A 24315-nucleotide genomic window follows, 5' to 3' on the forward strand; every position below is an offset into this window, starting at 1 on the left:
ATTGGTTAAAATGTCGTGAAATAGTTAGGATAAAAAAATACAATGGCAAAAACAAAGTCAAAAAAAGTAAAGAAAACAACCAAAAAGGCACCCATCAAACAGAATAAAAAACAAAAAAAAGCCTTACTCGCAATAGTTTTAAAACTAATGCTGACAGGTGTTGTATGCCTATTTTTTTATGGTATTTATTTAGATAGTAAAATTCGTACCAAAATGGACGGACAAATTTGGCAACTCCCTGCCGAAGTCTATTCCAGAATAGATCATATTCGAGTTAAAGACCATAAAAGCCTAGATGAAATCATTTTGACACTACACGATAATGGCTACCGAAGAGTCTCCCAAGTAGTAACTCCAGGGGATTTTAAAGTTGAAAACAATTCACTACTACTGATCCGTCGTGCTTTTCCATTTCCAACCAAACCTGAAGCACAAAGAATGCTTAGATTGCGCTTTAAACAAAATCGTTTAACGCATATTGAAGATTTAGTGCGAGTGCGTTTAGTTGATGAGTTTCGCCTTGATCCAAAACTCATTGCCATATTACATTCTGAAAACGATGAAGATCGTCAAGCTATTCACCTAAAAATGTATCCTCGTTTACTCATTGAAGCCTTGCTTCTTACGGAAGATAAACACTTTTATGAACACGAAGGCATTAGCCCACTTGGCATCATACGCGCCTTAATTACCAATTATAGAGCAGGGCGTCGAGTGCAAGGAGGCAGCACTCTAACTCAACAATTAGTAAAAAATTTATTTTTAACCCCTGAAAAATCCCTTGTTCGTAAAATAAATGAAGCCTTAATGTCTGTAATTTTAGACTTCCGCTACAGTAAAAACCGTATTTTAGAAACTTATCTTAATGAAATTTATCTCGGTCAAAACGGTAACTACCAAATTCATGGATTTGCCCTTGCCAGCCAATTTTATTTTGGTCGCCCAATTCAAGAAATTAGCTTAGATAAATTAGCATTACTGGTCGGCATTGTAAAAGGTCCTTCACTGTATAACCCTTGGCGTAATCCTAAATATGCGATAAAACGTCGTAATATCGTTTTAAAAGTATTGCTTAACAATAAACTAATTAATAAAGAACTTTATACAATGCTCGCCAAACGTCCTTTAGGTGTAAAACCAAAAGGCAAAATTTACCGCCAACAGCCTGCTTTTATGCAAGCATTAAATAAAGAATTAAAACAAAAATTTGGTAAAAATATTGCCTCTAAACTCTCTGGTTCAAAAATTTTTACCACCCTTGATAGAGAACAACAATGCGCAACCGAAATGGCCGTCATTAATGGCATTGCTCAGCTTGAAAATAGTAGTAATAAAGTCAAAAACTTACAGTCTGCAATGGTCGTCGCTGAATATAGTACAGGGAAAATTCGAGCCATTGTTGGTGGCGTTGAAACTCAATTTGCAGGTTTTAATCGAGCCATCCAAGCCAAACGTCAAATTGGTTCACTGGTTAAACCTTCAATTTATGCCATTGCTCTATCAGATCCACAAAATTTTCGATTAAATACGCCGATTGACAATAGTCCTATCACCATTAAAGTAAAAGGTAGCCCATCGTGGCGACCTCGTAATTACAACAATAAATTCAGTGGTTCCGTAATGTTAATGGATGCCCTTGTACGCTCAATGAACATACCCACTGTCAATATTGGTATGAAAGTAGGACTTAAAAAAGTCATCGCAAAGCAAAAAGAAATGGGATGGGATAACGCCAAAATCCCTCCTTATCCTGCCACATTATTAGGTTCTTACACCATTTCACCTTATGAAGTGACAAAATCTTATCAAGTGCTAGCCAATGCAGGAGAAAAGCTACCACTAACCACACTTGAAAGTATTATCTCTGAAAATGGTCGCCTAATTTATAAACAGAATAAACGAAAAGCAAAACGAGTATTACCCAAAGAAGCTACCATTCAAACCCTCTATGCAATGCAACAAGCAATAAAAAGAGGGACAGGGCGTAGTTTACAACAAAACTTTGCTCATCTTAATTTAGCAGGAAAAACGGGAACGACCAATAATGCACGAGATACCTGGTTTGTGGGTATTGATGGAAAAAACATCACTACGGTTTGGCTAGGCAAAGATAATTACAGTGATACTTATCTGACAGGATCTAGTGGCGCCTTATTTATTTATAAACAATATCTAAAACGCACCATACCCACTCGTTTTAAGCTACCAACGTCACCATCAATTCAATGGGTCGGTATTAACAGTTACGGCTCGTGGGACTGTGACAGTAATAACAAAATTCCTGTCTGGCGTAATCAAGGGCAATTTTACTGTACGTCTCCTAGAAGTACGCCTCAAAAACCTAAACCAAGTATTTGGGATATTTTAACATTACAAGATTAATAGTGACCAAGCGGGTACATTGAATCAAAAATTTGCAAAATAAAAACACTATTAATACCTTGTTATCAAAGGAGTCAACAGTGTTTTAAAAAAGTGGCTTAAAACCTTATTTTAAGCCACTTTTTACCATCCTTTTGTCCTTTATGCCTATATTTCCTATAATTTAAATGCATTTACTCTCAAATAACAACCCGAACTATCACTACATTTTACCATTTTTACTTCAACTTTATATTTATCACGTAGTGCTGGTAATTTGATAATTGCCTTATCCGATGAATCAATATCTTTATAGAGAGTTTTACCTGTCGTAGGATGCTTTACTCGAAGATCTAAATCATCACAATCTCTATCACACAAACCAACAAGAACATACTCTTGATCTTCTACAGTATGAAAAGTGAAAGTTTTTGTTTTACCCTTTTTCAATCTACTGTGTCTTTTGAACGATGTCTCAGATAATCCTTTATCAAGCATAATCCCTGTTACTTTATCCATCATCTCCCCTGTATCAGCAACCGCCAGCACAGGAATAACAACAAGTAATGCGGATAAACATTTTTTTAATATTTTCATTGTCTCAAATCCTCATTTATCAGTTTAATAAGATATTTATTGGTTATACTGTCAAGGTATAACCAATAATCAGTATACTGATTCGAGACAACCGCATACTTTAAACTATTAATTTTAAAAGACATAAATTATGCTAATTATAATTTAATTTTTTGTTTCTCCCCCTTGCTCGACTAGAACACCGATTGCTGAGCCTGTCGAAGCATTAGGTGTTCACGCACTAAACTAACGCCTTCTATAGATTCCCTTCCCCTTAGAATTTGATCATCTATCACTTTCGAAGAAAGGACAATAATAATTCTAAATATGATTTTGCGCTGTGTGAAAGGACTGGTAGTCATAAAATTTTAATGCAATCTTATTTAATAAGAGGTATGATTTTGTACAGTATATAACTATCATTAACCCCTATTAATCAAGAAGAATGAGTGCAGGAAAACCAATGTCGTTAGATTTATTAGAAATTCGTCAACAAATTACCCAAATTGATCGTCATTTATTAAAACTGTTGTCAGAACGTCATCAGCTTGCATATGATGTGGTAAGAAGTAAAGAAAATACGCAAAAACCTTTACGAGATGTTCAGCGAGAAAAAGCTCTGCTTCAAGAGTTAGTTGCTTTTGCTGAAAGAGAAAAATATCCCCTCGACCCACAATATATCATCCAAATTTTTCAACGCATTATTGAAGATTCAGTATTAACACAACAAAATTATTTACAAAATAAACTTAACCAAATCACAGAACCAGCAATAACTGTAGCCTATTTAGGAATGCGAGGATCTTACTCACACCTTGCAACTCGTCAGTTTGCTAAACAACATCAAGAACGGTTAATTGAAGTAAATTGTACCTCTTTTAAAGATGTGTTGGATAAAGTAGAAAACGGTGAAGCCGATTATGGTATTTTACCCCTTGAGAATACAACCTCTGGTTCTATTAATGAAGTGTATGATTTATTACAGCATACAAAATTATCATTGGTGGGAGAGTTAGCTTATGCCATTAAGCACTGTGTTTTAGGTGTAGAGCAACTTGATTTAGCTCACATTGAAACCCTTTATAGCCACCCACAAGTTATTCAACAATGTAGCCAATTTATTCAATGTTTAAATAAAGTACAAATTAAATATTGTGAGAGCAGTTCTCACGCAATGGAGTTAGTTGCACGATTAAATAATCCTCATATTGTCGCTTTGGGTAATCAGGAAGGAGGGGCATTATATGGTTTGGAGGTATTAGAACAGGATATTGCAAATCAACCTCATAATATGACACGTTTTATAGTATTTGCAAAAGAGTCTGTAAAAGTGTCTCCACAAATCCAAACTAAAACCCTATTATTGATGAATACTACTCAACAAGCAGGTGCTTTAGTTGATGCTTTAATGGTATTTAAAAAACATAATATTGTAATGACAAAACTGGAATCTCGTCCTATTTATGGTAAACCTTGGGAAGAGATGTTTTATATTGAATTAAGGGCAAACATTCATAGCCAAGATACTCAAGATGCCTTAGAAGAACTTAAAAAATTTACACGTTATGTGAATGTTTTGGGTTGTTATCCAAGTGAAATTGTTGATCCTGTCGCGATTGAATAATAGTCTTATCTGCTATTTTTGCTATGAATAGCGGTAAGATTATCACAACTTTTTGCAAAAAGTGAGTAATAACTTACCGCTTCATTGAAGAGTAAATCGTGTTTATTCTTTTTCGCCGCCAAATTCTTCATATGCCATTAAGGCTTCCGCTGCAGTCATTACTGATGGGCCACCACCCATATAAATAGCAACTTGCAACATTTCCATAAATTCAGCACGAGTACAACCTGCTTTGACTAAAGCTTTAGCATGGAAGCCTAAGCAGCCTTGACAACGCATTGCAATCGCAATTGACATTGCCATCATCTCTTTTTGCTTAAAAGACAACGCATCTTCTTTCAGTGCAGATTGTGCCATTTTGCTAAACCCTTGCATTGAATCAGGTATAGCGGCTCGAAGTTGTCCTAATTTTTCATTAAGATTTCGAGTAAGTTCTGTGTAATTATAACTCATTATTTTCTCCTTATTTATTTCATAAAAACCTGAAGTTAGAGATATCATATCAGAATATTGTGGTATTTAAAAGTACTAATGTTAAATAAAATATGTTACTATTTATAAAAATATCTACGAAGGAATTTTACATTTGCAAAAACAAGAAATGATTATAAATGCCGAAGAGACTGCATCACAACTAAAAATCATCGCCAACCCCTACCGCTTGATGGTGTTATGCGCATTGGTTGAAGGTGCTAAAAATGTCTCTGAACTAATGACCATTACTGGCGCTCCACAAACGTTAATGTCAAATCATCTTGCCGTACTAAGAAATGCAGGTATTATTGATTATAATCGTGATCATCGTACATTAAACTATTATCTTAAAGATCAACGAATGAGAACGTTGTTGGAAACCTTATATCACCTCTATTGTAATAACCAAGGAGTTCTAAAATGAGCAATATCAAAACTATCGAAGCAATTCAACTACAAGAGTGGTTAACCTCTGGAGAAGCCGTTCTCGTTGATGTTCGTGAACCTTCCGAATTTACTGAATGGCGTATTCCTTATGCTATTTCAATGCCATTGACTAATATCGATCAACATATTCCCCACCTTGCTACAGAAAAACGTAAAATTGTATTTCAGTGTTTAAAAGGTAAACGTGGTGAAATGGCAGCAGGAGAGGCTATAAAACTATTTCCTGAAGCAGATATTTATAACCTTACTGGTGGTATTGAAGCATGGGATAAAGCAGAGCTGACTATTATTCGTGATGTTAAAAAAGGGAAAATGCCAATGATGCGTCAAGTATTAATTGCGGCTGGAGGACTTAATATTCTCTTTTCCCTGATTGGCTTTAGTTCTGGATTTGGTACATTAATGACGTTATTACTCGGAGGAGGTCTCCTTTTTGCAGGTCTAACTGGAAAATGTGGAATGGCATTAGCATTACAAAAAATGCCATGGAATAAATAATATTGCAGTATAAAAATCAAAAAGCGAGATACTTTATCTCGCTTTTTTGATCATTAATGATTTATACGTGTCGTTTTACTCAATAATCCATAACCTAAAATAGCAGAAATCATTGATCCAATGAGAATACCCACTCGAGACAATACATTTAAGTTTTCTCCCGCCCCATCAACGAAGGCAAGACTAGCAAGAAACATTGACATCGTAAAACCAATACCACATAAACAAGCTACCGCTAAAATTTGTTTAAAATTAATACCCTCTGGTAATTTTGCAATGTTGAATTTCACAGACAAATAACTAAATATAAAAACACCTAATGGTTTACCAACAATCAAGCCTAATGCAATACCCAATGGTAGTGCTGATGTAACCATAGAAAAACTCACGCCATTTAAGTTGACTCCTGCATTAGCAAAAGCAAATAAAGGTAAAATAAACAATGAACACCAAGGTACTAATGTTTGCTCTAATTGATGTAATGGTTTTTCTCCATTTCGCCCCTTTAATGGTATGCAAAAACCAATCACCACGCCAGCTAATGTAGCGTGTACACCTGATTTCAAAACCGAAGCCCATAACACTAACCCAACCAACATATAAGCCCCAATTGAGCTAACCTTTAATTTCCCCATAATTGCAAGGGCAACAATCGCCACGCCAGCCGAAATAAGGGCTGTCATACTTAACGTATCTGAGTAAAAAATAGCAATAACAACTATCGCTCCTAAATCATCAATAATCGCCAACGCTAATAAAAATACTTTTAATGCCAAAGGCACTCTTTTTCCTAATAATGCAACAATACCTAATGCAAAAGCAATATCTGTTGCCATTGGAATTGCCCACCCTCTCTGTAATTCAGGATTGGATTGTGTAATTAAATAAAATACAGCGGCAGGAACCACCATTCCACCAATGGCTGCTATAGCAGGAAAGATGGCTTGTTGATAAGTAGATAGAGAACCTTCAAGTAGTTCTCGTTTAACCTCTAGCCCCACTAAAATGAAAAAAATTGCCATAAAACCATCATTTATCCAATGTAATAATGATTTATCAATTTCAAAATGCCCTACTTGAATAGAAACGGGCATATTTAAAAAACCCGTATAAAGTGAATTTAAGCCCGTGTTAGCAAATAACATTGCGAGAAGAGCCAATAAGAATAGTAGAATTCCACTTGTTGGCTCTTTTTTTAAAAGAGATTGAATGGCTAATAGCATTAATTGTATCCTTCTGTATATATCATTAAGTTTTTTCTTAAGTAAGATTAAGAAAAATATGCTCACAATAAAAGAGAACATTTGACATTTTATTTTTGTTGTTTGATTATAACCTTTTTATGATCTATTACATAATAATTAAATAATAGAGGTGTTTTTATGCTAAATATTGTATTTTTAGAACGTACTGCAGTACCTAATACACATAATATTCCACGTCCACAATTTCCCCATAATTGGGTTGAATATTCTCATACATCTTCTGAGCAACTTTATGAAAGAGTAAAAGATGCTGATATCGTTATTATGAGTAAAATTATTTTTGATCGTGAAGTAATGTCAAAGTTACCTAAACTAAAATTGATTGCTCTCACTGCTACTGGTACGAATAACGTGGATTTAGAAGCCGCTAAAGAATTAGGGATTACCGTTAAAAATGTAGCTGGCTACTCCAGTGTAACAGTGCCAGAGCACGTACTAGGTATGATTTTTTCATTAAAGCACCAACTTATTTCTTACCATAAAGATCAGATTCTAACAGATCGCTGGGCTACCTGTGGGCAATTCTATTACGCTGATTTTCCAATTACTGATATTCGTGGTTCAACACTCGGTATTATTGGTAAAGGTTGCTTAGGAACTGAGGTTGGGCGTCTCGCTGCATTACTTGGAATGAAAGTACTTTATGCAGAACATAAAGGGACAACCACCATTCGAGAAGGTTATACGCCTTTTGATACCGTACTAAGAGAAGCTGATATAGTCACGTTACACTGCCCTCTTACAGAAACCACTCAAAATATTATTAATGCAGATACATTAGCCCTAATGAAGCCTACCGCCTATTTAATTAATACAGGTCGAGGTCCTTTAGTTGATGAAGTCGCACTACTTGACGCATTAAAAAATGGTACAATTGCAGGGGCAGCACTGGATGTAATGGTCAAAGAACCACCGCAAATAGATAATCCACTTATGCAAGCAGCAAAACAATTGCCAAATTTATTAATCACCCCACACGTTGCTTGGGCAAGTCAATCTGCATTAACCACATTATGTAATAAAGTGACTCAAAATATTGAAGATTTTGCTAAAACATTATAACTAAAAATACTAAGGTAAGATTTTTGTAAATTTTTAACAAGATCTTACCGCTTCATTTTAAAGGAGAATAAATGTTTCTGTATATTGTCGATCTACTGGGCACGGCTATCTTCGCCGTTTCAGGTGTTTCAATGGCTTTTCGATTAAAAATGGATGCCGTAGGCGTCTTAGTATTAGCGAGTGTTGTCGCCATTGGTGGTGGTACGATTCGAGATATTGTTTTAGATGTTCCTGTTTTTTGGCTTACTGATAATAACTATATTTGGGTTGTTATTGCGACTTGTGTATTAATGATTGCATTTACTAAAAAACCGACTCGCCTGCCTTGGTATATTTTACCTGTTTCTGATGCGGTTGGATTAGCATTTTTTGCCATTATGGGAGCAGAAAAAGCATTACATTATGGCTTTTCACCTACTGTTGCTGTCCTAATGGGGACTCTCACTGGTTGTGGTGGCGGTGTATTACGAGATGTTTTAGCCCGTCAAATTCCCTTTATCTTTCAAAAAGAAATTTATGCCTCCGCTTGTATTATGGGAGCGACCGTATACTGTTTATTGGACTATTCCCACTTACCACGCTTTGTGAATGTATTAGTTGGCATTGCTGTCGTATTAGTCATTCGTTTAACCGCAATTAAGTGGCAACTTTCTTTGCCAGTCTTTTCAAAAGATTAAAAAAATAAACCTACCAAATGGTAGGTTTTGTTACACCTTATCACATTTATTCTTTCACACTTTTCATCGCCACAACTCACCAATAGGCGTATCTGGTGAAAAGTGATAGCTAATTTGAGCCTGTAACAGTTCTGCAGTTGCAATCGCATCAATCAGTGCATTATGTGCTGTATAAGCAGGCAATCCGTAACGAGTACGGCTCTTGGCAAGGCGTACCGAAGGTATTTTTTTATTGAGTAAACGATCTAATAAGCTTCTCTTCGCATATTGAATATTCCCTTCAATTTGCATTGTATCTACAACAGGAAATAAAATTCCTTCATTAATTCTGACCATTAATGCTGAATTAAAAAATTGACGTTCAATCGGACGATAATGTACTACTACAACTTTATTGGCTAAAATGGTCAACAAATCGTCTAATACTTTGTGTAAATCTGGCGCATCGAAAACATCACTGTGGGTAATACCATGGATAACTACAGATTCCTCATCTAGTTCTTGCTTAGGACGAACGATCCAGTGAGTAGCTTGATTACAATAAATACTTTTCAAATTAAAAGGAATTAAACCAATACTGACAATATCATCAACAGTGGCATCTAGACCTGTAGTTTCAAAATCAAGCGCAACAAAATCTATCTCTTTTATTGGCGTATTTTCATCCACAATACCCGCTTGATAAAATTGTTTTAGAAAAGTATTTTGTGCTTGTTGTGCTTGTGTTTGATAATAATCTTGCCAATTATCTGGAATTTCATCATCATTTATAATCAGTTTTCTTTTTGTTGTCATCGCATTACTCTGAATATTAATGTTTAAAATTTACGCTGTTTTACATAGCGGAATTTAATAAAGTTTTGTGCATTACTGAGAATTAAGAAGGCATCTTTCAAATTTCGGCGTTCAAAATCTGACATTGATTCAGGCTCAATATTATTATCAGGTTCCTGCTCTTCTAAAATATCATTGGCTTGATGACGAATTCTAACAATAGATAGTAACTCAAATGCATCACGTAAATCTTGTCCTTGATTACGAGGCAAAATACCCGCATCAATAATATGTTCAAGACGCTCGACGGAGTTTTTTGCTAATGAGCCGATGGATAATGCGTGTACACGAATTAGATCCGCAAGTGGTGCAGTACCACGACGTTTTAAATTAATCGATTTATTATGACGCCCATCATTTTCCATTACAAAGTTCTTAAAAAATCCCAATGGCGGTGTACGTAATACAGCAGTGTGCGCTAAAGCGGATAAGAAAATGGTATTTTTTCTCGCTCGTTGCACAATAAAACTGTATAAATGCTCTGCCCATTTAGTACGACCATATACACCATCAAGATCAAAGAAAATAGAACTATGTAATAGTTTAGTTGGATTAGGATTATCTATCCAATCTGTAAACTGTTCTTTCCATTGAGAAAGGGTTAAACGCCACTGAGGATTAGTCGCCATAATATCCCCTGTACAATAAGTATAACCACAAGCATCTAATCCATCACAAATAAAAGTTGCAAATTGTGCAAAATAGTCATTATGTAATTCAGGATCATAACTTTCATCAAGAATTAGAGCATTATCTTGATCTGTTAACATCAACTGCTCATCACGTGCCATTGAACCTAATGCTAAAAGGCAATAAGGGATAGGCGCAGGTCCTAGCTTCTCCTCTGCAAGCTCTGCTAAACGCTGTTTAAAACTGCGACCAATCACAGCCATTGCACTACCAACCATATGAGAGTTTGCATCTTCTTGAACCATACGAACAAAACAATCCTTCACTTGACTTGCAATCACTGTCAGTTCTTCTACGCTATTTTGTTGGAAAATACTATTTACAATTAGTAAACTATTTTGTGACTCATAACGCAATAAATCACTATTTGCCACTATACCAATCGCATTGCCTTGATCCATAATAGGTAAATGGTTAATGTTATAACGTAACATTGTCATCATTGCTTCATACACATAAGCATTTGCATCCAAGCAATAAAGCGTAGGTGACATTACTTCACTAATTTGAGTTGCAGGATCGATCCCTGTTGCAAGTACTTTCGTACAAAGATCACGATCAGTAATAATTCCAACAAAAGGATCGAGCTCATCATCATCATCTTCTGTAGGTAAAACATTCTGAGTAACTAAGACTGCGGAAACATTTTCTTCTTCCATTCGCATTGCAGTTTCAGTAATAGACGTATTTTCATCAACGGTTACGGCAGGTCTTGTAATTAATGTTTTCACCTTTGATGTAGTGAGATCATTTTCTCTTGTTGCAGAAACAACTTGACGTAATCGTTGACTTTCTTCCACCTCCATAAAATCTGAAAAAACTTCAAATTCATTACAATAACGATAAAACATTTCACATGGAATACAATAGGTTAAGGTATCTTCAATGGCTTTAACAGGGAAACGAACTTTATTACTCATAAAAAGCCCCATCTGCCCAAAAATATGTCCTTCTGAAATTCGATTATAGAGTTGACCACTACGACGATAAATTTCGACTACACCACTTCTTATAACATACAGAGAATTGATGTCTTCTCCATAAGTTAAAATAGGGGTGTTAGCACGAAAATAACGAATTTCAATATTGTGTACTAATTCATCAACAGCTTCTTCAGGAAGTTCATCAAAAGGCGCTGATTGAATCAAAAAGTTTTTGACGTCAAGAAGTTCAATTTCCATAGCATACTCTAATAAAAAGTGGAGGTAGAATGATAGTATACCTAGATTTTGATGTTAAAATCTACCGTCTTGTAAACAAATATTTAAAACATTGGTAGCATTACAGAACCCTCAAATGGTACAATGAAAGGCAGTATAGATAGTTAACAAAATAAGCGGTACGATGTAGCAAAAAATTTGCAAATTTTACATTGTATCTTACCGCTTCAAATACAAAGAAGAAAATTATGATTTGGTATCACGCACTTTTCTCATTACAAGGTCGTCTTAATCGTCAAGGTTTTTGGATTGGAATTGGACTGAATTTCGCCTTTCTATTGATTGTTGCTAATCTTTTAGGGGATTTTAGTACAATGCCATTAATTGGATTCGCACCTTTATTAATTTCACTATACAGCATAATAACTGTGATTATTAAGCGTTTGCACGATCGCAATCGTTCTGCTAAATCAATTAGCATTCTACTTGTTCCTGTTCTTTGCTATTTTGCTTCATTAACTACAGAAGGAAAAATGGCATGGGCATTAGGTGTTGTAATGCCTGTTTTTATTGCCACAACACTACTTTTAGAATGGGGTTGTTTTAAAAGTTTTCCTGAATCGAATGAATATGGTGAACAGGGTCTTTCTGTTACACTGACTAAATAAAGTAAAAAATTATGAATACAAAATTAAATTACCATCAAACGCACTTTTTAATGAGTGCTCCAGATATTCACCATATGCCAGAAGATAGCGGCATTGAAATCGCGTTTGCTGGACGTTCAAATGCAGGCAAGTCAACAGCATTAAACGTGTTGACGAATCAAAAAAATCTAGCTAAAACATCAAAAACACCAGGCAGAACGCAATTAATTAATCTTTTTGAAGTTGTACCTAATTGTAAAATTGTCGATTTACCTGGTTATGGTTATGCTGCTGTACCAGAGCAAATGAAAATCAAATGGCAAAAGTCACTAGGAGAATATTTACAAAAACGTGAATGTTTAAAAGGAATTGTCATTTTAATGGATATCCGTCACCCTCTAAAAGATCTCGATCAACAAATGATTGAGTGGGCCGTCACATCTGAATTGCCCGTTTTGTTATTTTTAACTAAAGCAGATAAACTTAATCAAAGTCAGCGAAGTAAGCAAGTAAAAATGGTTCGAGAGGCTATTTTACCTTTTCAGGGAGATATCGATGTAGAATGCTATTCTGCATTAAAGCGCACAGGGATAGACAAATTAGAAAATAAATTGAATAGCTGGTTTGCTGAAATCACCACACAACCTAATGTAGAGGAATAAGTAATGTATAATCAAACAGAATTAGATCAAGAAACCAATGAAATTATCACCAATTTATTAGAAGATGGGAGCGATCCTAATGCACTCTACATTGTGGAACATCATATTGCCCATCAAAATTTTGATAAACTAGAAAAACTGGTTATTGATATTTTCAAATTAGGCTATGAAATTGCTGACGCTGAAGAGTTTGAAGATGAAAATGGTAACATTATTTTTTGTTGTGATGTAGTAACTGAAATCGAATTAAAACCAGAACTTATTGCTAAACAACAACAAGAAATTTTACCTTTAATTGCACAAGCTGGTGCAGAATATGAAGGCTGGGGCACATATTTTGAAGATCCGAATGCACCAGATGATGAATATGTTGATGATGTTGAATTTATGGATGATGAGCAATAATCCCCATTAAGTCCTATCAATTACATACCACAATTAAAATAGTATAAGGGAGATTTATCATCTCCCTTTTTTAATATTCCTTATTCAGTAAAAAGTAACAAACACAAAAATTTTAGCAAAAAAAGCACTTTTTTGCTTGAATTTATGGAAGTATCCCCCATATAGCAAATGCTACACAACATTAGTGTATATTTTAATTTTCTTTTTTAGGAGTAAATTCAATGAATATTCGTCCATTACACGATAAAGTAATTTTAAAACGTGAAGAAGTTGAAACAAAATCAGCAGGTGGTATTGTTTTAACAGGCAGTGCTGCAGAAAAATCCACACGTGGCAAAGTAATTGCAGTAGGTACAGGTCGCCTCTTAGACAATGGTTCAGTTCACCCAATGCATGTTAAAGTGGGTGATGTCGTCATTTTCAGTGATAGTTACAGTACCAAATCAGAAAAAATTGATGGTGAAGAAGTTTTAATTTTATCTGAAGATGATATTTTAGCGATTGTAGAATAAGTAATTATTAAAATAAGTAACGAATTTAACAAAATTAAGGAATAAAAAATGGCAGCAAAAGATGTAAAATTTGGTAATGATGCTCGTGTTAAAATGCTTAAAGGTGTAAATGTTTTAGCCGATGCAGTGAAAGTCACTCTAGGTCCTAAGGGACGCAATGTTGTGTTAGATAAATCCTTTGGAGCACCAGCCATCACAAAAGATGGTGTATCTGTTGCACGTGAAATTGAGTTAGAAGATAAATTCGAAAATATGGGTGCTCAAATGGTGAAAGAGGTTGCCTCTAAAGCCAATGACGAAGCAGGTGACGGTACAACAACAGCAACAGTACTTGCTCAAGCAATTATCAGTGAAGGTTTAAAATCTGTGGCAGCAGGTATGAACCCAATGGATTTAAAACGTGGTATTGATAAAGCGGTAATTTCTGTAGTAGAAGAGTTAAAAAATCTGTCTAAACCTTGTGAAACCTCAAAAGAAATCGAACAAGTGGGTACAATTTCTGCAAACTCTGATTCGACTGTAGGTCAGTTAATTGCACAAGCAATGGAAAAAGTAGGTAAAGAGGGTGTAATCACTGTTGAAGATGGTTCTGGCTTAGAAGATGAGTTAGCAGTGGTTGAAGGTATGCAATTTGATCGTGGTTACTTATCACCATATTTCATCAACAAACCAGATGCAGGCACCGTTGAATTAGAAAATCCATTTATTCTTTTAGTAGATAAAAAAATCTCGAATATTCGTGAATTATTACCAACATTAGAAGCTGTGGCTAAAGTAAATAAACCATTGTTAATCATTGCAGAAGATCTTGAAGGTGAAGCATTAGCAACATTAGTTGTGAACAATATGCGTGGTATCGTGAAAGTGGCTGCCGTGAAAGCTCCAGGTTTTGGTGATCGTCGTAAAGCAATGCTGCAAGATATCGCAATTCTAACTGCAGGTACTGTGATTTCAGAAGAAATCGGTATGGAGTTAGAAAAAGCAGGTCTTGAAGAATTAGGTCAAGCTAAACGTGTAGTAATTAACAAAGATAATACCACTATCATTGATGGTATTGGTGATGAAGAGCAAATCAAAGGTCGAGTTGCTCAAATTCGTCAACAAATTGAAGAATCTACTTCAGATTACGATAAAGAAAAACTTCAAGAGCGTATGGCTAAGTTAGCGGGCGGTGTGGCAGTAATTAAAGTAGGTGCTGCGACAGAAGTTGAAATGAAAGAGAAAAAAGACCGTGTTGATGATGCACTTCACGCAACTCGAGCTGCAGTTGAAGAAGGTATTGTTGCTGGTGGTGGTGTTGCATTAGTTCGTGCAGCATCAAAAGTAGCAGAAAGCTTAAAAGGTGACAATGAAGATCAAAATGTGGGTATCAAACTTGCATTACGAGCAATGGAAGCGCCACTTCGTCAAATCGTTGAAAACGCTGGTGAAGAAGCCTCTGTTGTAGCTCGTAACGTAAAAGATGGCTCAGGTAACTTTGGTTATAATGCAAGTACTGAAAACTACGGCGATATGTTAGAAATGGGTATCTTAGATCCAACTAAAGTAACACGTAGTGCATTACAATTTGCAGGTTCAATTGCAGGTCTAATGATTACCACTGAATGTATGGTTACCGATCTTCCAAAAGAAGAAAGCGCTGATTTAGGTGCTGCTGGAATGGGCGGTATGGGAGGAATGGGTGGAATGATGTAATTCCCTCTCTTTTATTATTCTTTAAAAAGCTAGGTTCAATTGGTATGAGCCTAGCTTTTTCATTTTTGTCTCTCTGCTCTCTGAGGCATAGTAGACAAAATAGTTGGTAAAAAATGGGTTAAAGCTTTATATTACTGTGCTTTAGCCCACTTTTTTGAAAATGAATAAAAAACTTGTCCTTTTTGTCATAAAACGAATATTCACAAATATGGTACCCAAAATAATGTTCAACGTTATAAATGCTCTATTTGTAATAAAACTTTTACCTTCAAAAAATCCTTAAATTCAAGCCAAATTTGGCTAGATTACACAGAAGGTAAACAAACCTATAAGCAACTAGCAATTAAATATAATTGCTCTGTTAGAACTATTCAAAGATATGTTTTAAAAGCCCCTAAAACGCCATTAAATATCCCACAAAATAATAAATTGAACTTAATGATGGATACCACTTTCTTTGGTCGAAATTTTGGTGTTCTCGTTTTTATGGACACTTTATCAAAGAAGGTAATTTATCATCAAATTGTGACAACAGAAAAAAATCTTTATTATCTATTAGCAATGAATAAATTAAGAGAAAAAGGCTATATTATTCAATCTATTACTTGTGATGGAAGACGAGGATTATTAAGAGATTTTTTAAATACGCCTGCACAACTTTGCCAATTTCATCAAATAGCAAATGTAATAAGGAAATTAACAAGGAACCCTAAATCTGAAGCGGGAAAAGAGCTAAAAATATTAGTTAAAACATTAAAAAATAGCTCTAAAAACGAGTTCTATATTAATTTACATTATTGGTATTTAAAACATAAAGAATATTTAAATGAACGCTCCGATAAAATAAATGAAAAGGGTAAATATCCTTTTAAACATCGTAATATAAGAAGTGCTTACAGGAGCTTAAAATATAATATGGATTATTTATTTACTTTTGAAAAATATCCTGAATTAAATATAGAAAAAACAACAAATAGGCTTGAAAGTTTATTTGGAGAACTTAAACGAAAACTATCTAATCATAATGGTTTAACCAAATACCATAAGATTATGTTTATAAAAGATTTTCTAAATAAAAGGAGTTGGTAATTATTTATAAAATAATAAAAACCAACTCATTTGTCTACTATGGGCATAGCTCCTCAAAATTACCAACTATTTTGTCTACTATGCCCTCTCTGACACATATTTTATAATGAAATATACTATTGAGTCTAATCTATGCAATAATTTATAATGAGTAAAATCGAGTAATAATAAGGCTTTGAGTGACTTTTTAGCATTATTTTTGTCCTTTATGCCCTCATTTGCAAAAAATCACAAAAATGTAACCGCTTCATATAGTAAAAAAGGGGGGAATGGTATAATTCTACTCAACTCTATTTATTTTCAGTTTTCTTCACACACAAAAAAACCGTAACTATCTCTAGTTACGGCTCTTCCTTAATAAAACCCTGATGGTGTCCTACTCTCACATAGGGAAACCCTACACTACCATCGGCGTTACAACTTTTCACTTCTGAGTTCGGTATGGAGTCAGGTGGTTCCGTTGCACTATAGCCATCAGGAAAATCTCTCGATATCTATATCTAATCTTTTCTTTATTCTTTAATCAAAAACAAGCTTCTAACTTCTACTTTCTCTATCTCTTCGTCTTTCCAAAAACACTTGAGCGTTGTATGGTTAAGTCTCTCGGGCAATTAGTACAGGTTAGCTCAACGTCTCACAACGCTTACACACCCTGCCTATCTACGTCTTAGTCTCAAACAACCCTTACAACTTCTAAAGTTGGGAGAACTCATCTCTTGGCTAGTTTCGTGCTTAGATGCTTTCAGCGCTTATCTATTCCACATGTAGCTACCCAGCAATGCCTCTGGCGAGACAACTGGAACACCAGTGATGTGTCCACTCCGGTCCTCTCGTACTAGGAGCAGCTCCAATCAATTCTCCAACGCCCACGGCAGATAGGGACCGAACTGTCTCACGACGTTCTAAACCCAGCTCGCGTACCACTTTAAATGGCGAACAGCCATACCCTTGGGACCTACTTCAGCCCCAGGATGTGATGAGCCGACATCGAGGTGCCAAACACCGCCGTCGATATGAACTCTTGGGCGGTATCAGCCTGTTATCCCCGGAGTACCTTTTATCCGTTGAGCGATGGCCCTTCCATTCAGAACCACCGGATCACTATGACCTACTTTCGTACCTGCTCGACATGTCCGTCTCGCAGTCAAGCTTGCTTATACCATTGTACTAACCTCACGATGTCCGACCGTGATTAGCAAACCTTCGTACTCCTCCGTTACTCTTTGGGAGGAGACCGCCCCAGTCAAACTACCCACCAGACACTGTCCGAACACCCGTTTCGGGTGCTTCGTTAGAACATCAAACGTTAAAGGGTGGTATTTCAAGGTTGACTCCATAACAACTGGCGTTGCTACTTCAAAGTCTCCCACCTATCCTACACATTAAAATTCAAGGTTCAGTGTCAAGCTATAGTAAAGGTTCACGGGGTCTTTCCGTCTAGCCGCGGGTACACCGCATCTTCACGGCGATTTCAATTTCACTGAGTCTCGGGTGGAGACAGCCTGGCCATCATTATGCCATTCGTGCAGGTCGGAACTTACCCGACAAGGAATTTCGCTACCTTAGGACCGTTATAGTTACGGCCGCCGTTTACTGGGGCTTCGATCAGAAGCTTCTCTTTCGATTACATCATCAATTAACCTTCCAGCACCGGGCAGGCATCACACCCTATACGTCCACTTTCGTGTTTGCAGAGTGCTGTGTTTTTAATAAACAGTTGCAGCCAGCTGGTATCTTCGACCGGTTCAACCTTCGTACGCTAAGTACTACAATCTACGCCGGCGCACCTTCTCCCGAAGTTACGGTGCTATTTTGCCTAGTTCCTTCACCCGAGTTCTCTCAAGCGCCTGAGTATTCTCTACCTGATCACCTGTGTCGGTTTACAGTACGATTTATAATAACCTATGCTTAGTGGCTTTTCCTGGAAGCGTGGTATCAGTTACTTCAACTCCTTAGAGTCTCGTCATCACTTCTCGGTGTTAATGGAATTCCGGATTTGCCTAAAATTCCCACCTAACGGCTTAAACAGGGTAATCCAACACCCTGATAACCTAACCTTCTCCGTCCCCACATCGCAGTTATTACAAGTACAGGAATATTAACCTGTTTCCCATCGACTACGCTTTTCAGCCTCGCCTTAGGGGTCGACTCACCCTGCCCCGATTAACGTTGGACAGGAAACCTTGATCTTCCGGCGAACGAGTTTTTCACTCGTTTTATCGTTACTTATGTCAGCATTCGCACTTCTGATACGTCCAGCAAACCTCTCGATTCACCTTCATCCGCTTACAGAACGCTCCCCTACCCAACAGATTTACATCTGATGCCGCAGCTTCGGTGCTATATTTGAGCCCCGTTACATCTTCCGCGCAGGCCGACTCGACTAGTGAGCTATTACGCTTTCTTTAAATGGTGGCTGCTTCTAAGCCAACATCCTAGCTGTCTAAGCCTTCCCACTTCGTTTCCCACTTAATATAGACTTTGGGACCTTAGCTGGCGGTCTGGGTTGTTTCCCTCTTCACGACGAACGTTAGCACCCGCCGTGTGTCTCCTGAGTATCACTCTTTGGTATTCGGAGTTTGCATCGGGTTGGTAAGCCGGGATGGCCCCCTAGCCGAAACAGTGCTCTACCCCCAAAGGTGTCCGCTCAAGGCTCTACCTAAATAGATTTCGGGGAGAACCAGCTATCTCCCGGTTTGATTGGCCTTTCACCCCCAGCCACAAGTCATCCGCTAATTTTTCAACATTAGTCGGTTCGGTCCTCCAGTTAGTGTTACCCAACCTTCAACCTGCCCATGGCTAGATCACCGGGTTTCGGGTCTATACCTTGCAACTAAACGCCCAGTTAAGACTCGGTTTCCCTACGGCTCCCCTATTCGGTTAACCTTGCTACAAAATATAAGTCGCTGACCCATTATACAAAAGGTACGCAGTCACACAATAAATATGCTCCTACTGCTTGTACGTACACGGTTTCAGGTTCTATTTCACTCCCCTCGCAGGGGTTCTTTTTACCTTTCCTTCACAGTACTCGTTCACTATCGGTCAATCAGGAGTATTTAGCCTTGGAGGATGGTCCCCCCATCTTCAAACAGGATATCACGTGTCCCGCCCTACTTATCGTTAGCTTAGTTCCACAGTTGCATTTTCAGATACGGGATTATCACCCTCTATGATTGAGTTTCCCAACTCATTCTCTTAATACTACTGCTAAAACTAACTGGCTCTTCCGCTTTCGCTCGCCGCTACTCACAGAATCTCGGTTGATTTCTTTTCCTCGGGGTACTTAGATGTTTCAGTTCTCCCGGTTCGCTTTAATGACCTATGTATTCAGTCATTAATAATAGGTTCTTCACCTATTGGGTTTCCCCATTCGGAAATCTTGGAATTATCACGTTTCTTATCAACTCTTCCAAGCTTATCGCAGATTAGCACGTCCTTCATCGCCTCTGATTGCCAAGGCATCCACCGTGTACGCTTAGTCACTTAACCATACAACCTCAAGTGCTTTCACACTTAAAGTTGCAATTAAACAACTCAAGTTCGTATGTTGCTTTTGTTCAACATACTATTTTTTAGTTTCTTACTCAGACTTCATAAAGATTTAATATTTAACTTACTAATAAATAATAATTTAAACATCAAACTTGAAAGTCTTCAGTTTTCAGCTTGTTTCCAATTTTTTAAAGAACAAATAATAAAACACTTAACGTATTTCATCATTGCTAAATTAACTTATAAATATATTTACAAATTCACTTAGCAATGATGAATTGGTGGAGATAAGCGGGATCGAACCGCTGACCTCCTGCGTGCAAGGCAGGCGCTCTCCCAGCTGAGCTATATCCCCAACACATCACTATCATTTCTAACCACACTCAATGAGTGGTGGGTCTGAGTGGACTTGAACCACCGACCTCACCCTTATCAGGGGTGCGCTCTAACCACCTGAGCTACAGACCCAGAAATGATGTCTTTTGTCTCTTATTATTTCTATCAAACAATCTGTGTGAGCACTCATTGTCGCTTATTCAGGTAAGGAGGTGATCCAACCGCAGGTTCCCCTACGGTTACCTTGTTACGACTTCACCCCAGTCATGAATCATACCGTGGTAAACGCCCTCCCGAAGGTTAAGCTATCTACTTCTGGTACAACCCACTCCCATGGTGTGACGGGCGGTGTGTACAAGGCCCGGGAACGTATTCACCGCGACATTCTGATTCGCGATTACTAGCGATTCCGACTTCATGGAGTCGAGTTGCAGACTCCAATCCGGACTTAGACGTACTTTCTGAGATTCGCTCACTATCGCTAGCTCGCAGCCCTCTGTATACGCCATTGTAGCACGTGTGTAGCCCTACTCGTAAGGGCCATGATGACTTGACGTCGTCCCCACCTTCCTCCAGTTTATCACTGGCAGTCTCCTTTGAGTTCTCAGCATTACCTGCTAGCAACAAAGGATAAGGGTTGCGCTCGTTGCGGGACTTAACCCAACATTTCACAACACGAGCTGACGACAGCCATGCAGCACCTGTCTCATAGTTCCCGAAGGCACAAAAGCATCTCTGCTTTCTTCTATGGATGTCAAGAGTAGGTAAGGTTCTTCGCGTTGCATCGAATTAAACCACATGCTCCACCGCTTGTGCGGGCCCCCGTCAATTCATTTGAGTTTTAACCTTGCGGCCGTACTCCCCAGGCGGTCAATTTATCGCGTTAGCTACGGGCGCCAGGTTCAAGACCCAACCCCCAAATTGACATCGTTTACAGCGTGGACTACCAGGGTATCTAATCCTGTTTGCTACCCACGCTTTCGCACCTCAGCGTCAGTCTCTCTCCAAGGGGCTGCCTTCGCCTTCGGTATTCCTCCACATCTCTACGCATTTCACCGCTACACGTGGAATTCTACCCCTCCCTAGAGGACTCTAGTCGCCCAGTCTCAAATGCAATTCCCAAGTTAAGCTCGGGGCTTTCACATCTGACTTAGACAACCGCCTGCGTGCCCTTTACGCCCAGTTATTCCGATTAACGCTCGCACCCTCCGTATTACCGCGGCTGCTGGCACGGAGTTAGCCGGTGCTTCTTCTGCGACTAACGTCAATGTACATACCTATTAGATATATACCCTTCCTCATCGCTGAAAGAACTTTACAACCCGAAAGCCTTCTTCATTCACGCGGCATGGCTGCATCAGGCTTGCGCCCATTGTGCAATATTCCCCACTGCTGCCTCCCGTAGGAGTCTGGACCGTGTCTCAGTTCCAGTGTGGCTGGTCATCCTCTCAAACCAGCTAGAGATCGTCAGCTTGGTGAGCCTTTACCTCACCAACTACCTAATCTCACTTGGGCTCATCTTATGGCATATGGTCCGAAGATCCCATACTTTAATCTTTCGATTTTACGCGGTATTAGCTACAGTTTCCCGTAGTTATCCCCCTCCATAAGGCAGATTCCCAAGCATTACTCACCCGTCCGCCACTCGTCAGCAAGAAAAGCAAGCTTTTCTCCTGTTACCGTTCGACTTGCATGTGTTAAGCCTGCCGCCAGCGTTCAATCTGAGCCATGATCAAACTCTTCAATTAAAAGTTTAATCGCTCAATAAACTGACATAGAATTTTTATTAAATAAATTTTCAGTGACACTTATTAAGACTTTAAAATCAATATATATTTTTAAATAAGTCAATCAACAAGTGCCCACACAGATTGTCTGATAAATTGTTAAAGAGCAAAAAATAACGACGCACCAGTTAAAACTTTGTTTCACAACAGCGCGTCGTTGTGTGTGGCGTATTATAGAGATTTTAAAACTCGACGCAAGTACTTTTTGCAAAATTTTTTAAAATTTCTTTTAATCGAACATTTTTAATTCAATTCGATGGCTTTTTGTAAATTTTTGGCAAAATGTGACCGCTTATAGTTTATCAATAAAGTTTGGTAACCATTCCTCAGCAGTCTCATCGTGATCAAAACTTTCTATAACATCAATTTTTAACGAGTCACAAAGTTTTTTTGCACCTCTTTGTTGTAAAATTCGTTCAACTGTATCTACTGCATAGCAAAACGTATCATAATCAGAGCTACCCAATCCAATTACACCAAAGTTCATCTCACTAAAATCTACTGTTGATTTTTCTATTTCCTCAAATAAAGGTTGAATATTATCAGGTAACTCTCCTGCGCCGTGTGTTGATGTCACTACTAATAAATACAGTTTATTCTTTATATCATCTAATGTGGCATTATTAAATAATTCAACATTTAATCCTTTAGTAATAAGTACTTGCTCAATGTGATCAGCAACATATTCTGCCCCACCTAGCGTGCTTCCTGTAATAATACAAATTGACATAAATTATTCCTTTCAATTATCTATATTCAAAGAACAAGTGTAACTCTGAACTTATACTTTGACTACTAAATTAATATGATGTTCAACTAAATATGTACTCCTATTAATATCCTGTACTTGAATATGATGATTTTTTAGTTACAATCTGTAGCTCTATATCATCCATAATAAAAATTTACCCAAATGACTAAACCTAGCGGCTTTCAATTTAAACAATTTTTTATTGCTCACGATAAATGTGCAATGAAAGTAAGCACTGACAGTATTTTATTAGGAAGCCTTGCAGATGTGAGCAATTGCTCATCTATTTTAGATATTGGAACAGGGACGGGATTACTTGCAATTATGTTAGCACAACGTACTGCTAATACTGGCTGTTATATTACAGCTTTAGAAATTGAACCCAACGCTTTTCAGCAGGCTGTTGAAAATACTCAAAAAACAATTTGGAAGGATCGTTTATCGGTTCAACACTGTGATTTTTTACATTTTCAATCTGTTCAAAAATTTGATCTCATTATTTCTAATCCTCCTTACTTTGAAAATGGACTCACAAGTCAAACCATTGAACGAGATCTTGCCCGTTTAGCCATACAAAGTCATTTTAACTGGTTAAAATGTGCTAAAAATTTCCTTTCTGAAGAGGGAAAAATTACTTTTATTTTACCCTTTGAAGTAGCAAAAAAATTGATTACTCAAGTAAAAGAGATTGGTCTCTATTGTATTGAGCATTGGGGCATTATAACCAAACCCAATAGCCTACCTAAACGAATGATCGTGACTTTTTGTAAAAAGTTTCAACAAAGTCACCGCTTGTTCTTAACAATTTATGATGAAAACTATCAATATACTGAACAATATAAAAAAATAACTCAGCCATTTTATCTTAATTTTTAATTACCAGAATAACTGAGATCTTTATTAACATAGCGTGTAGATAATTTTGGGGATAACTGAATAATAGTTGTTGAAATCTTATAAAATAAAACAATAACACATTGTTTTTTTAATTACTTTTATCTTTCTAACACTCTCTTATCAAAAGATCGCCAGCTTGCTTAATTGATCCACAATATGAGTATTCTTTACACTTTATTTTAATCTACATAAGATGTTATTTTTTTACTATTTGCTGATTTTTTCAAGTAACTTTATTTATCCCCATTCATTGTGGATAAATGTGTGGTAGCTTTAGGGATTACTCTGAAATAAATATTAAAAACACAACTAAACCATTTAAAAACAATGTATTACAACATAATAAATACAGCTAGTTTGCAAAGATTGTT

Annotated in this window: 18 protein-coding genes, 2 tRNA genes, 3 rRNA genes and 1 pseudogene; 13 read left to right on the forward strand and 11 right to left on the reverse strand. The window is 37.1% G+C overall.

What is annotated here, in order from left to right:
• The first annotated feature begins 42 nt into the window (after positions 1-42).
• Positions 43-2382 carry a penicillin-binding protein 1B gene (mrcB, locus tag A6B44_RS09640; RefSeq protein WP_176673518.1) on the forward strand — a complete coding sequence of 780 codons (2340 nt, stop codon included), beginning with the start codon at positions 43-45 and terminating at the stop codon, positions 2380-2382.
• A gap of 156 nt (positions 2383-2538) precedes the next feature.
• On the opposite strand, the gene A6B44_RS09645 is transcribed toward mrcB, so the two are convergent.
• Positions 2539-2958, reverse strand: coding sequence for a hypothetical protein (locus A6B44_RS09645; protein WP_090920783.1), 420 nt, complete (start codon positions 2956-2958; stop codon positions 2539-2541).
• A gap of 442 nt (positions 2959-3400) precedes the next feature.
• Here A6B44_RS09645 and A6B44_RS09650 point away from each other — a divergent pair, with 442 nt between their 5' ends.
• Complete coding sequence (locus A6B44_RS09650; protein ID WP_090920784.1) at positions 3401-4561, forward strand: chorismate mutase; 1161 nt, start codon at positions 3401-3403, stop codon at positions 4559-4561.
• Positions 4562-4663: 102 nt separating this feature from the next.
• Here the strand turns inward: A6B44_RS09650 and A6B44_RS09655 are convergent, their stop codons facing one another.
• On the reverse strand, positions 4664-5014 hold the full coding sequence (locus A6B44_RS09655; RefSeq protein WP_090920785.1) for a carboxymuconolactone decarboxylase family protein: 351 nt from the start codon (positions 5012-5014) through the stop codon (positions 4664-4666).
• 148 nt (positions 5015-5162) lie between these two features.
• On the opposite strand from A6B44_RS09655, the gene A6B44_RS09660 reads away from it, so the two are divergent.
• Positions 5163-5459, forward strand: a complete 297-nt coding sequence (locus tag A6B44_RS09660) for an ArsR/SmtB family transcription factor (RefSeq protein WP_218061371.1) — start codon at positions 5163-5165, stop codon at positions 5457-5459.
• Positions 5456-5980: a rhodanese-like domain-containing protein gene (locus A6B44_RS09665; protein WP_090920786.1), complete on the forward strand. Its 525-nt coding sequence runs from the start codon at positions 5456-5458 to the stop codon at positions 5978-5980. The genes A6B44_RS09660 and A6B44_RS09665 overlap by 4 nt, the downstream gene beginning before the upstream one ends.
• 53 nt (positions 5981-6033) lie before the next feature.
• Here the strand turns inward: A6B44_RS09665 and nhaA are convergent, their stop codons facing one another.
• Positions 6034-7203 carry a Na+/H+ antiporter NhaA gene (gene nhaA, locus A6B44_RS09670; protein WP_090920787.1) on the reverse strand — a complete coding sequence of 390 codons (1170 nt, stop codon included), beginning with the start codon at positions 7201-7203 and terminating at the stop codon, positions 6034-6036.
• 159 nt (positions 7204-7362) lie between these two features.
• On the opposite strand from nhaA, the gene A6B44_RS09675 reads away from it, so the two are divergent.
• Both A6B44_RS09675 and A6B44_RS09680 read left to right on the forward strand, forming a co-directional pair.
• Positions 7363-8307 (forward strand): 2-hydroxyacid dehydrogenase, encoded by a 945-nt coding sequence (locus A6B44_RS09675; RefSeq protein WP_090920788.1) that lies wholly within the window; start codon positions 7363-7365, stop codon positions 8305-8307.
• A gap of 71 nt (positions 8308-8378) precedes the next feature.
• The gene (locus A6B44_RS09680) at positions 8379-8984 is read left to right on the forward strand and encodes a trimeric intracellular cation channel family protein (RefSeq protein ID WP_090920789.1); all 606 of its coding nucleotides are present in this window, start codon (positions 8379-8381) and stop codon (positions 8982-8984) included.
• 63 nt (positions 8985-9047) lie between these two features.
• Here the strand turns inward: A6B44_RS09680 and A6B44_RS09685 are convergent, their stop codons facing one another.
• Both A6B44_RS09685 and A6B44_RS09690 read right to left on the reverse strand, forming a co-directional pair.
• Positions 9048-9779: a 3'-5' exonuclease gene (locus tag A6B44_RS09685; RefSeq protein ID WP_090920790.1), complete on the reverse strand. Its 732-nt coding sequence runs from the start codon at positions 9777-9779 to the stop codon at positions 9048-9050.
• Between the two features lie 23 nt (positions 9780-9802).
• Entirely contained in the window at positions 9803-11689 is a 1887-nt protein-coding gene (locus A6B44_RS09690; protein WP_090920791.1) for a DUF294 nucleotidyltransferase-like domain-containing protein, read from the reverse strand.
• Positions 11690-11916: 227 nt separating this feature from the next.
• Between A6B44_RS09690 and A6B44_RS09695 the strand changes: the two genes are divergently transcribed.
• The 6 genes and pseudogenes from A6B44_RS09695 to A6B44_RS09720 form a co-directional block, all read left to right on the forward strand.
• Positions 11917-12336 (forward strand): DUF805 domain-containing protein, encoded by a 420-nt coding sequence (locus A6B44_RS09695; RefSeq protein ID WP_090920792.1) that lies wholly within the window; start codon positions 11917-11919, stop codon positions 12334-12336.
• Positions 12337-12344: 8 nt separating this feature from the next.
• A complete protein-coding gene (gene yihA, locus A6B44_RS09700; protein ID WP_176673534.1) occupies positions 12345-12977 on the forward strand; it encodes a ribosome biogenesis GTP-binding protein YihA/YsxC in 633 nt (210 codons plus the stop codon).
• Positions 12978-12980: 3 nt separating this feature from the next.
• On the forward strand, positions 12981-13382 hold the full coding sequence (rraB, locus tag A6B44_RS09705; protein ID WP_090920794.1) for a ribonuclease E inhibitor RraB: 402 nt from the start codon (positions 12981-12983) through the stop codon (positions 13380-13382).
• A gap of 221 nt (positions 13383-13603) precedes the next feature.
• On the forward strand, positions 13604-13894 hold the full coding sequence (locus tag A6B44_RS09710) for a co-chaperone GroES (RefSeq protein WP_090920795.1): 291 nt from the start codon (positions 13604-13606) through the stop codon (positions 13892-13894).
• Positions 13895-13942: 48 nt separating this feature from the next.
• A complete protein-coding gene (groL, locus tag A6B44_RS09715; protein WP_090920796.1) occupies positions 13943-15589 on the forward strand; it encodes a chaperonin GroEL in 1647 nt (548 codons plus the stop codon).
• A 183-nt stretch (positions 15590-15772) separates the two neighbouring features.
• Positions 15773-16678 (forward strand): annotated as a pseudogene (locus A6B44_RS09720) (IS256 family transposase, variant Zn-binding type); the annotation flags it as partial.
• Between the two features lie 363 nt (positions 16679-17041).
• On the opposite strand, the gene rrf reads toward A6B44_RS09720, so the two are convergent.
• The 6 genes from rrf to mioC all read right to left on the reverse strand — a co-directional run bounded on the left by rrf (position 17042) and on the right by mioC (position 23026).
• Positions 17042-17157, reverse strand: a 5S ribosomal RNA gene (gene rrf, locus A6B44_RS09725).
• Between the two features lie 111 nt (positions 17158-17268).
• Positions 17269-20170 (reverse strand): 23S ribosomal RNA (locus A6B44_RS09730).
• 282 nt (positions 20171-20452) lie between these two features.
• Positions 20453-20528 (reverse strand) — tRNA-Ala (locus tag A6B44_RS09735).
• Positions 20529-20564: 36 nt separating this feature from the next.
• Positions 20565-20641: transfer RNA gene (locus tag A6B44_RS09740), tRNA-Ile, on the reverse strand.
• 73 nt (positions 20642-20714) lie between these two features.
• A 16S ribosomal RNA gene (locus A6B44_RS09745) occupies positions 20715-22257 on the reverse strand.
• The 16S, 23S and 5S rRNA genes sit together here with 2 tRNA genes alongside, the layout of an rRNA operon.
• 331 nt (positions 22258-22588) lie before the next feature.
• The gene (gene mioC / locus A6B44_RS09750) at positions 22589-23026 is read right to left on the reverse strand and encodes an FMN-binding protein MioC (RefSeq protein WP_090921449.1); all 438 of its coding nucleotides are present in this window, start codon (positions 23024-23026) and stop codon (positions 22589-22591) included.
• Positions 23027-23209: 183 nt separating this feature from the next.
• On the opposite strand from mioC, the gene A6B44_RS09755 reads away from it, so the two are divergent.
• Positions 23210-23923, forward strand: a complete 714-nt coding sequence (locus A6B44_RS09755; RefSeq protein ID WP_090921448.1) for a tRNA1(Val) (adenine(37)-N6)-methyltransferase — start codon at positions 23210-23212, stop codon at positions 23921-23923.
• Positions 23924-24315: the final 392 nt, after the last annotated feature.

This window comes from Pasteurella skyensis, assembly GCF_013377295.1.
GTDB classification, from domain to species: domain Bacteria; phylum Pseudomonadota; class Gammaproteobacteria; order Enterobacterales; family Pasteurellaceae; genus Phocoenobacter; species Phocoenobacter skyensis.

Excerpts from the sequence above, each read along its gene's own strand:
- mrcB (WP_176673518.1), top strand. The coding sequence starts at position 43 with ATGGCAAAAACAAAGTCAAAAAAAGTAAAGAAAACAACCAAAAAGGCA.
- A6B44_RS09645 (WP_090920783.1), bottom strand. The coding sequence starts at position 2,958 with ATGAAAATATTAAAAAAATGTTTATCCGCATTACTTGTTGTTATTCCT.
- A6B44_RS09650 (WP_090920784.1), top strand. The coding sequence starts at position 3,401 with ATGTCGTTAGATTTATTAGAAATTCGTCAACAAATTACCCAAATTGAT.
- A6B44_RS09655 (WP_090920785.1), bottom strand. The coding sequence starts at position 5,014 with ATGAGTTATAATTACACAGAACTTACTCGAAATCTTAATGAAAAATTA.
- A6B44_RS09660 (WP_218061371.1), top strand. The coding sequence starts at position 5,163 with ATGATTATAAATGCCGAAGAGACTGCATCACAACTAAAAATCATCGCC.
- A6B44_RS09665 (WP_090920786.1), top strand. The coding sequence starts at position 5,456 with ATGAGCAATATCAAAACTATCGAAGCAATTCAACTACAAGAGTGGTTA.
- nhaA (WP_090920787.1), bottom strand. The coding sequence starts at position 7,203 with ATGCTATTAGCCATTCAATCTCTTTTAAAAAAAGAGCCAACAAGTGGA.
- A6B44_RS09675 (WP_090920788.1), top strand. The coding sequence starts at position 7,363 with ATGCTAAATATTGTATTTTTAGAACGTACTGCAGTACCTAATACACAT.
- A6B44_RS09680 (WP_090920789.1), top strand. The coding sequence starts at position 8,379 with ATGTTTCTGTATATTGTCGATCTACTGGGCACGGCTATCTTCGCCGTT.
- A6B44_RS09685 (WP_090920790.1), bottom strand. The coding sequence starts at position 9,779 with ATGACAACAAAAAGAAAACTGATTATAAATGATGATGAAATTCCAGAT.
- A6B44_RS09690 (WP_090920791.1), bottom strand. The coding sequence starts at position 11,689 with ATGGAAATTGAACTTCTTGACGTCAAAAACTTTTTGATTCAATCAGCG.
- A6B44_RS09695 (WP_090920792.1), top strand. The coding sequence starts at position 11,917 with ATGATTTGGTATCACGCACTTTTCTCATTACAAGGTCGTCTTAATCGT.
- rraB (WP_090920794.1), top strand. The coding sequence starts at position 12,981 with ATGTATAATCAAACAGAATTAGATCAAGAAACCAATGAAATTATCACC.
- A6B44_RS09710 (WP_090920795.1), top strand. The coding sequence starts at position 13,604 with ATGAATATTCGTCCATTACACGATAAAGTAATTTTAAAACGTGAAGAA.
- groL (WP_090920796.1), top strand. The coding sequence starts at position 13,943 with ATGGCAGCAAAAGATGTAAAATTTGGTAATGATGCTCGTGTTAAAATG.
- mioC (WP_090921449.1), bottom strand. The coding sequence starts at position 23,026 with ATGTCAATTTGTATTATTACAGGAAGCACGCTAGGTGGGGCAGAATAT.
- A6B44_RS09755 (WP_090921448.1), top strand. The coding sequence starts at position 23,210 with ATGACTAAACCTAGCGGCTTTCAATTTAAACAATTTTTTATTGCTCAC.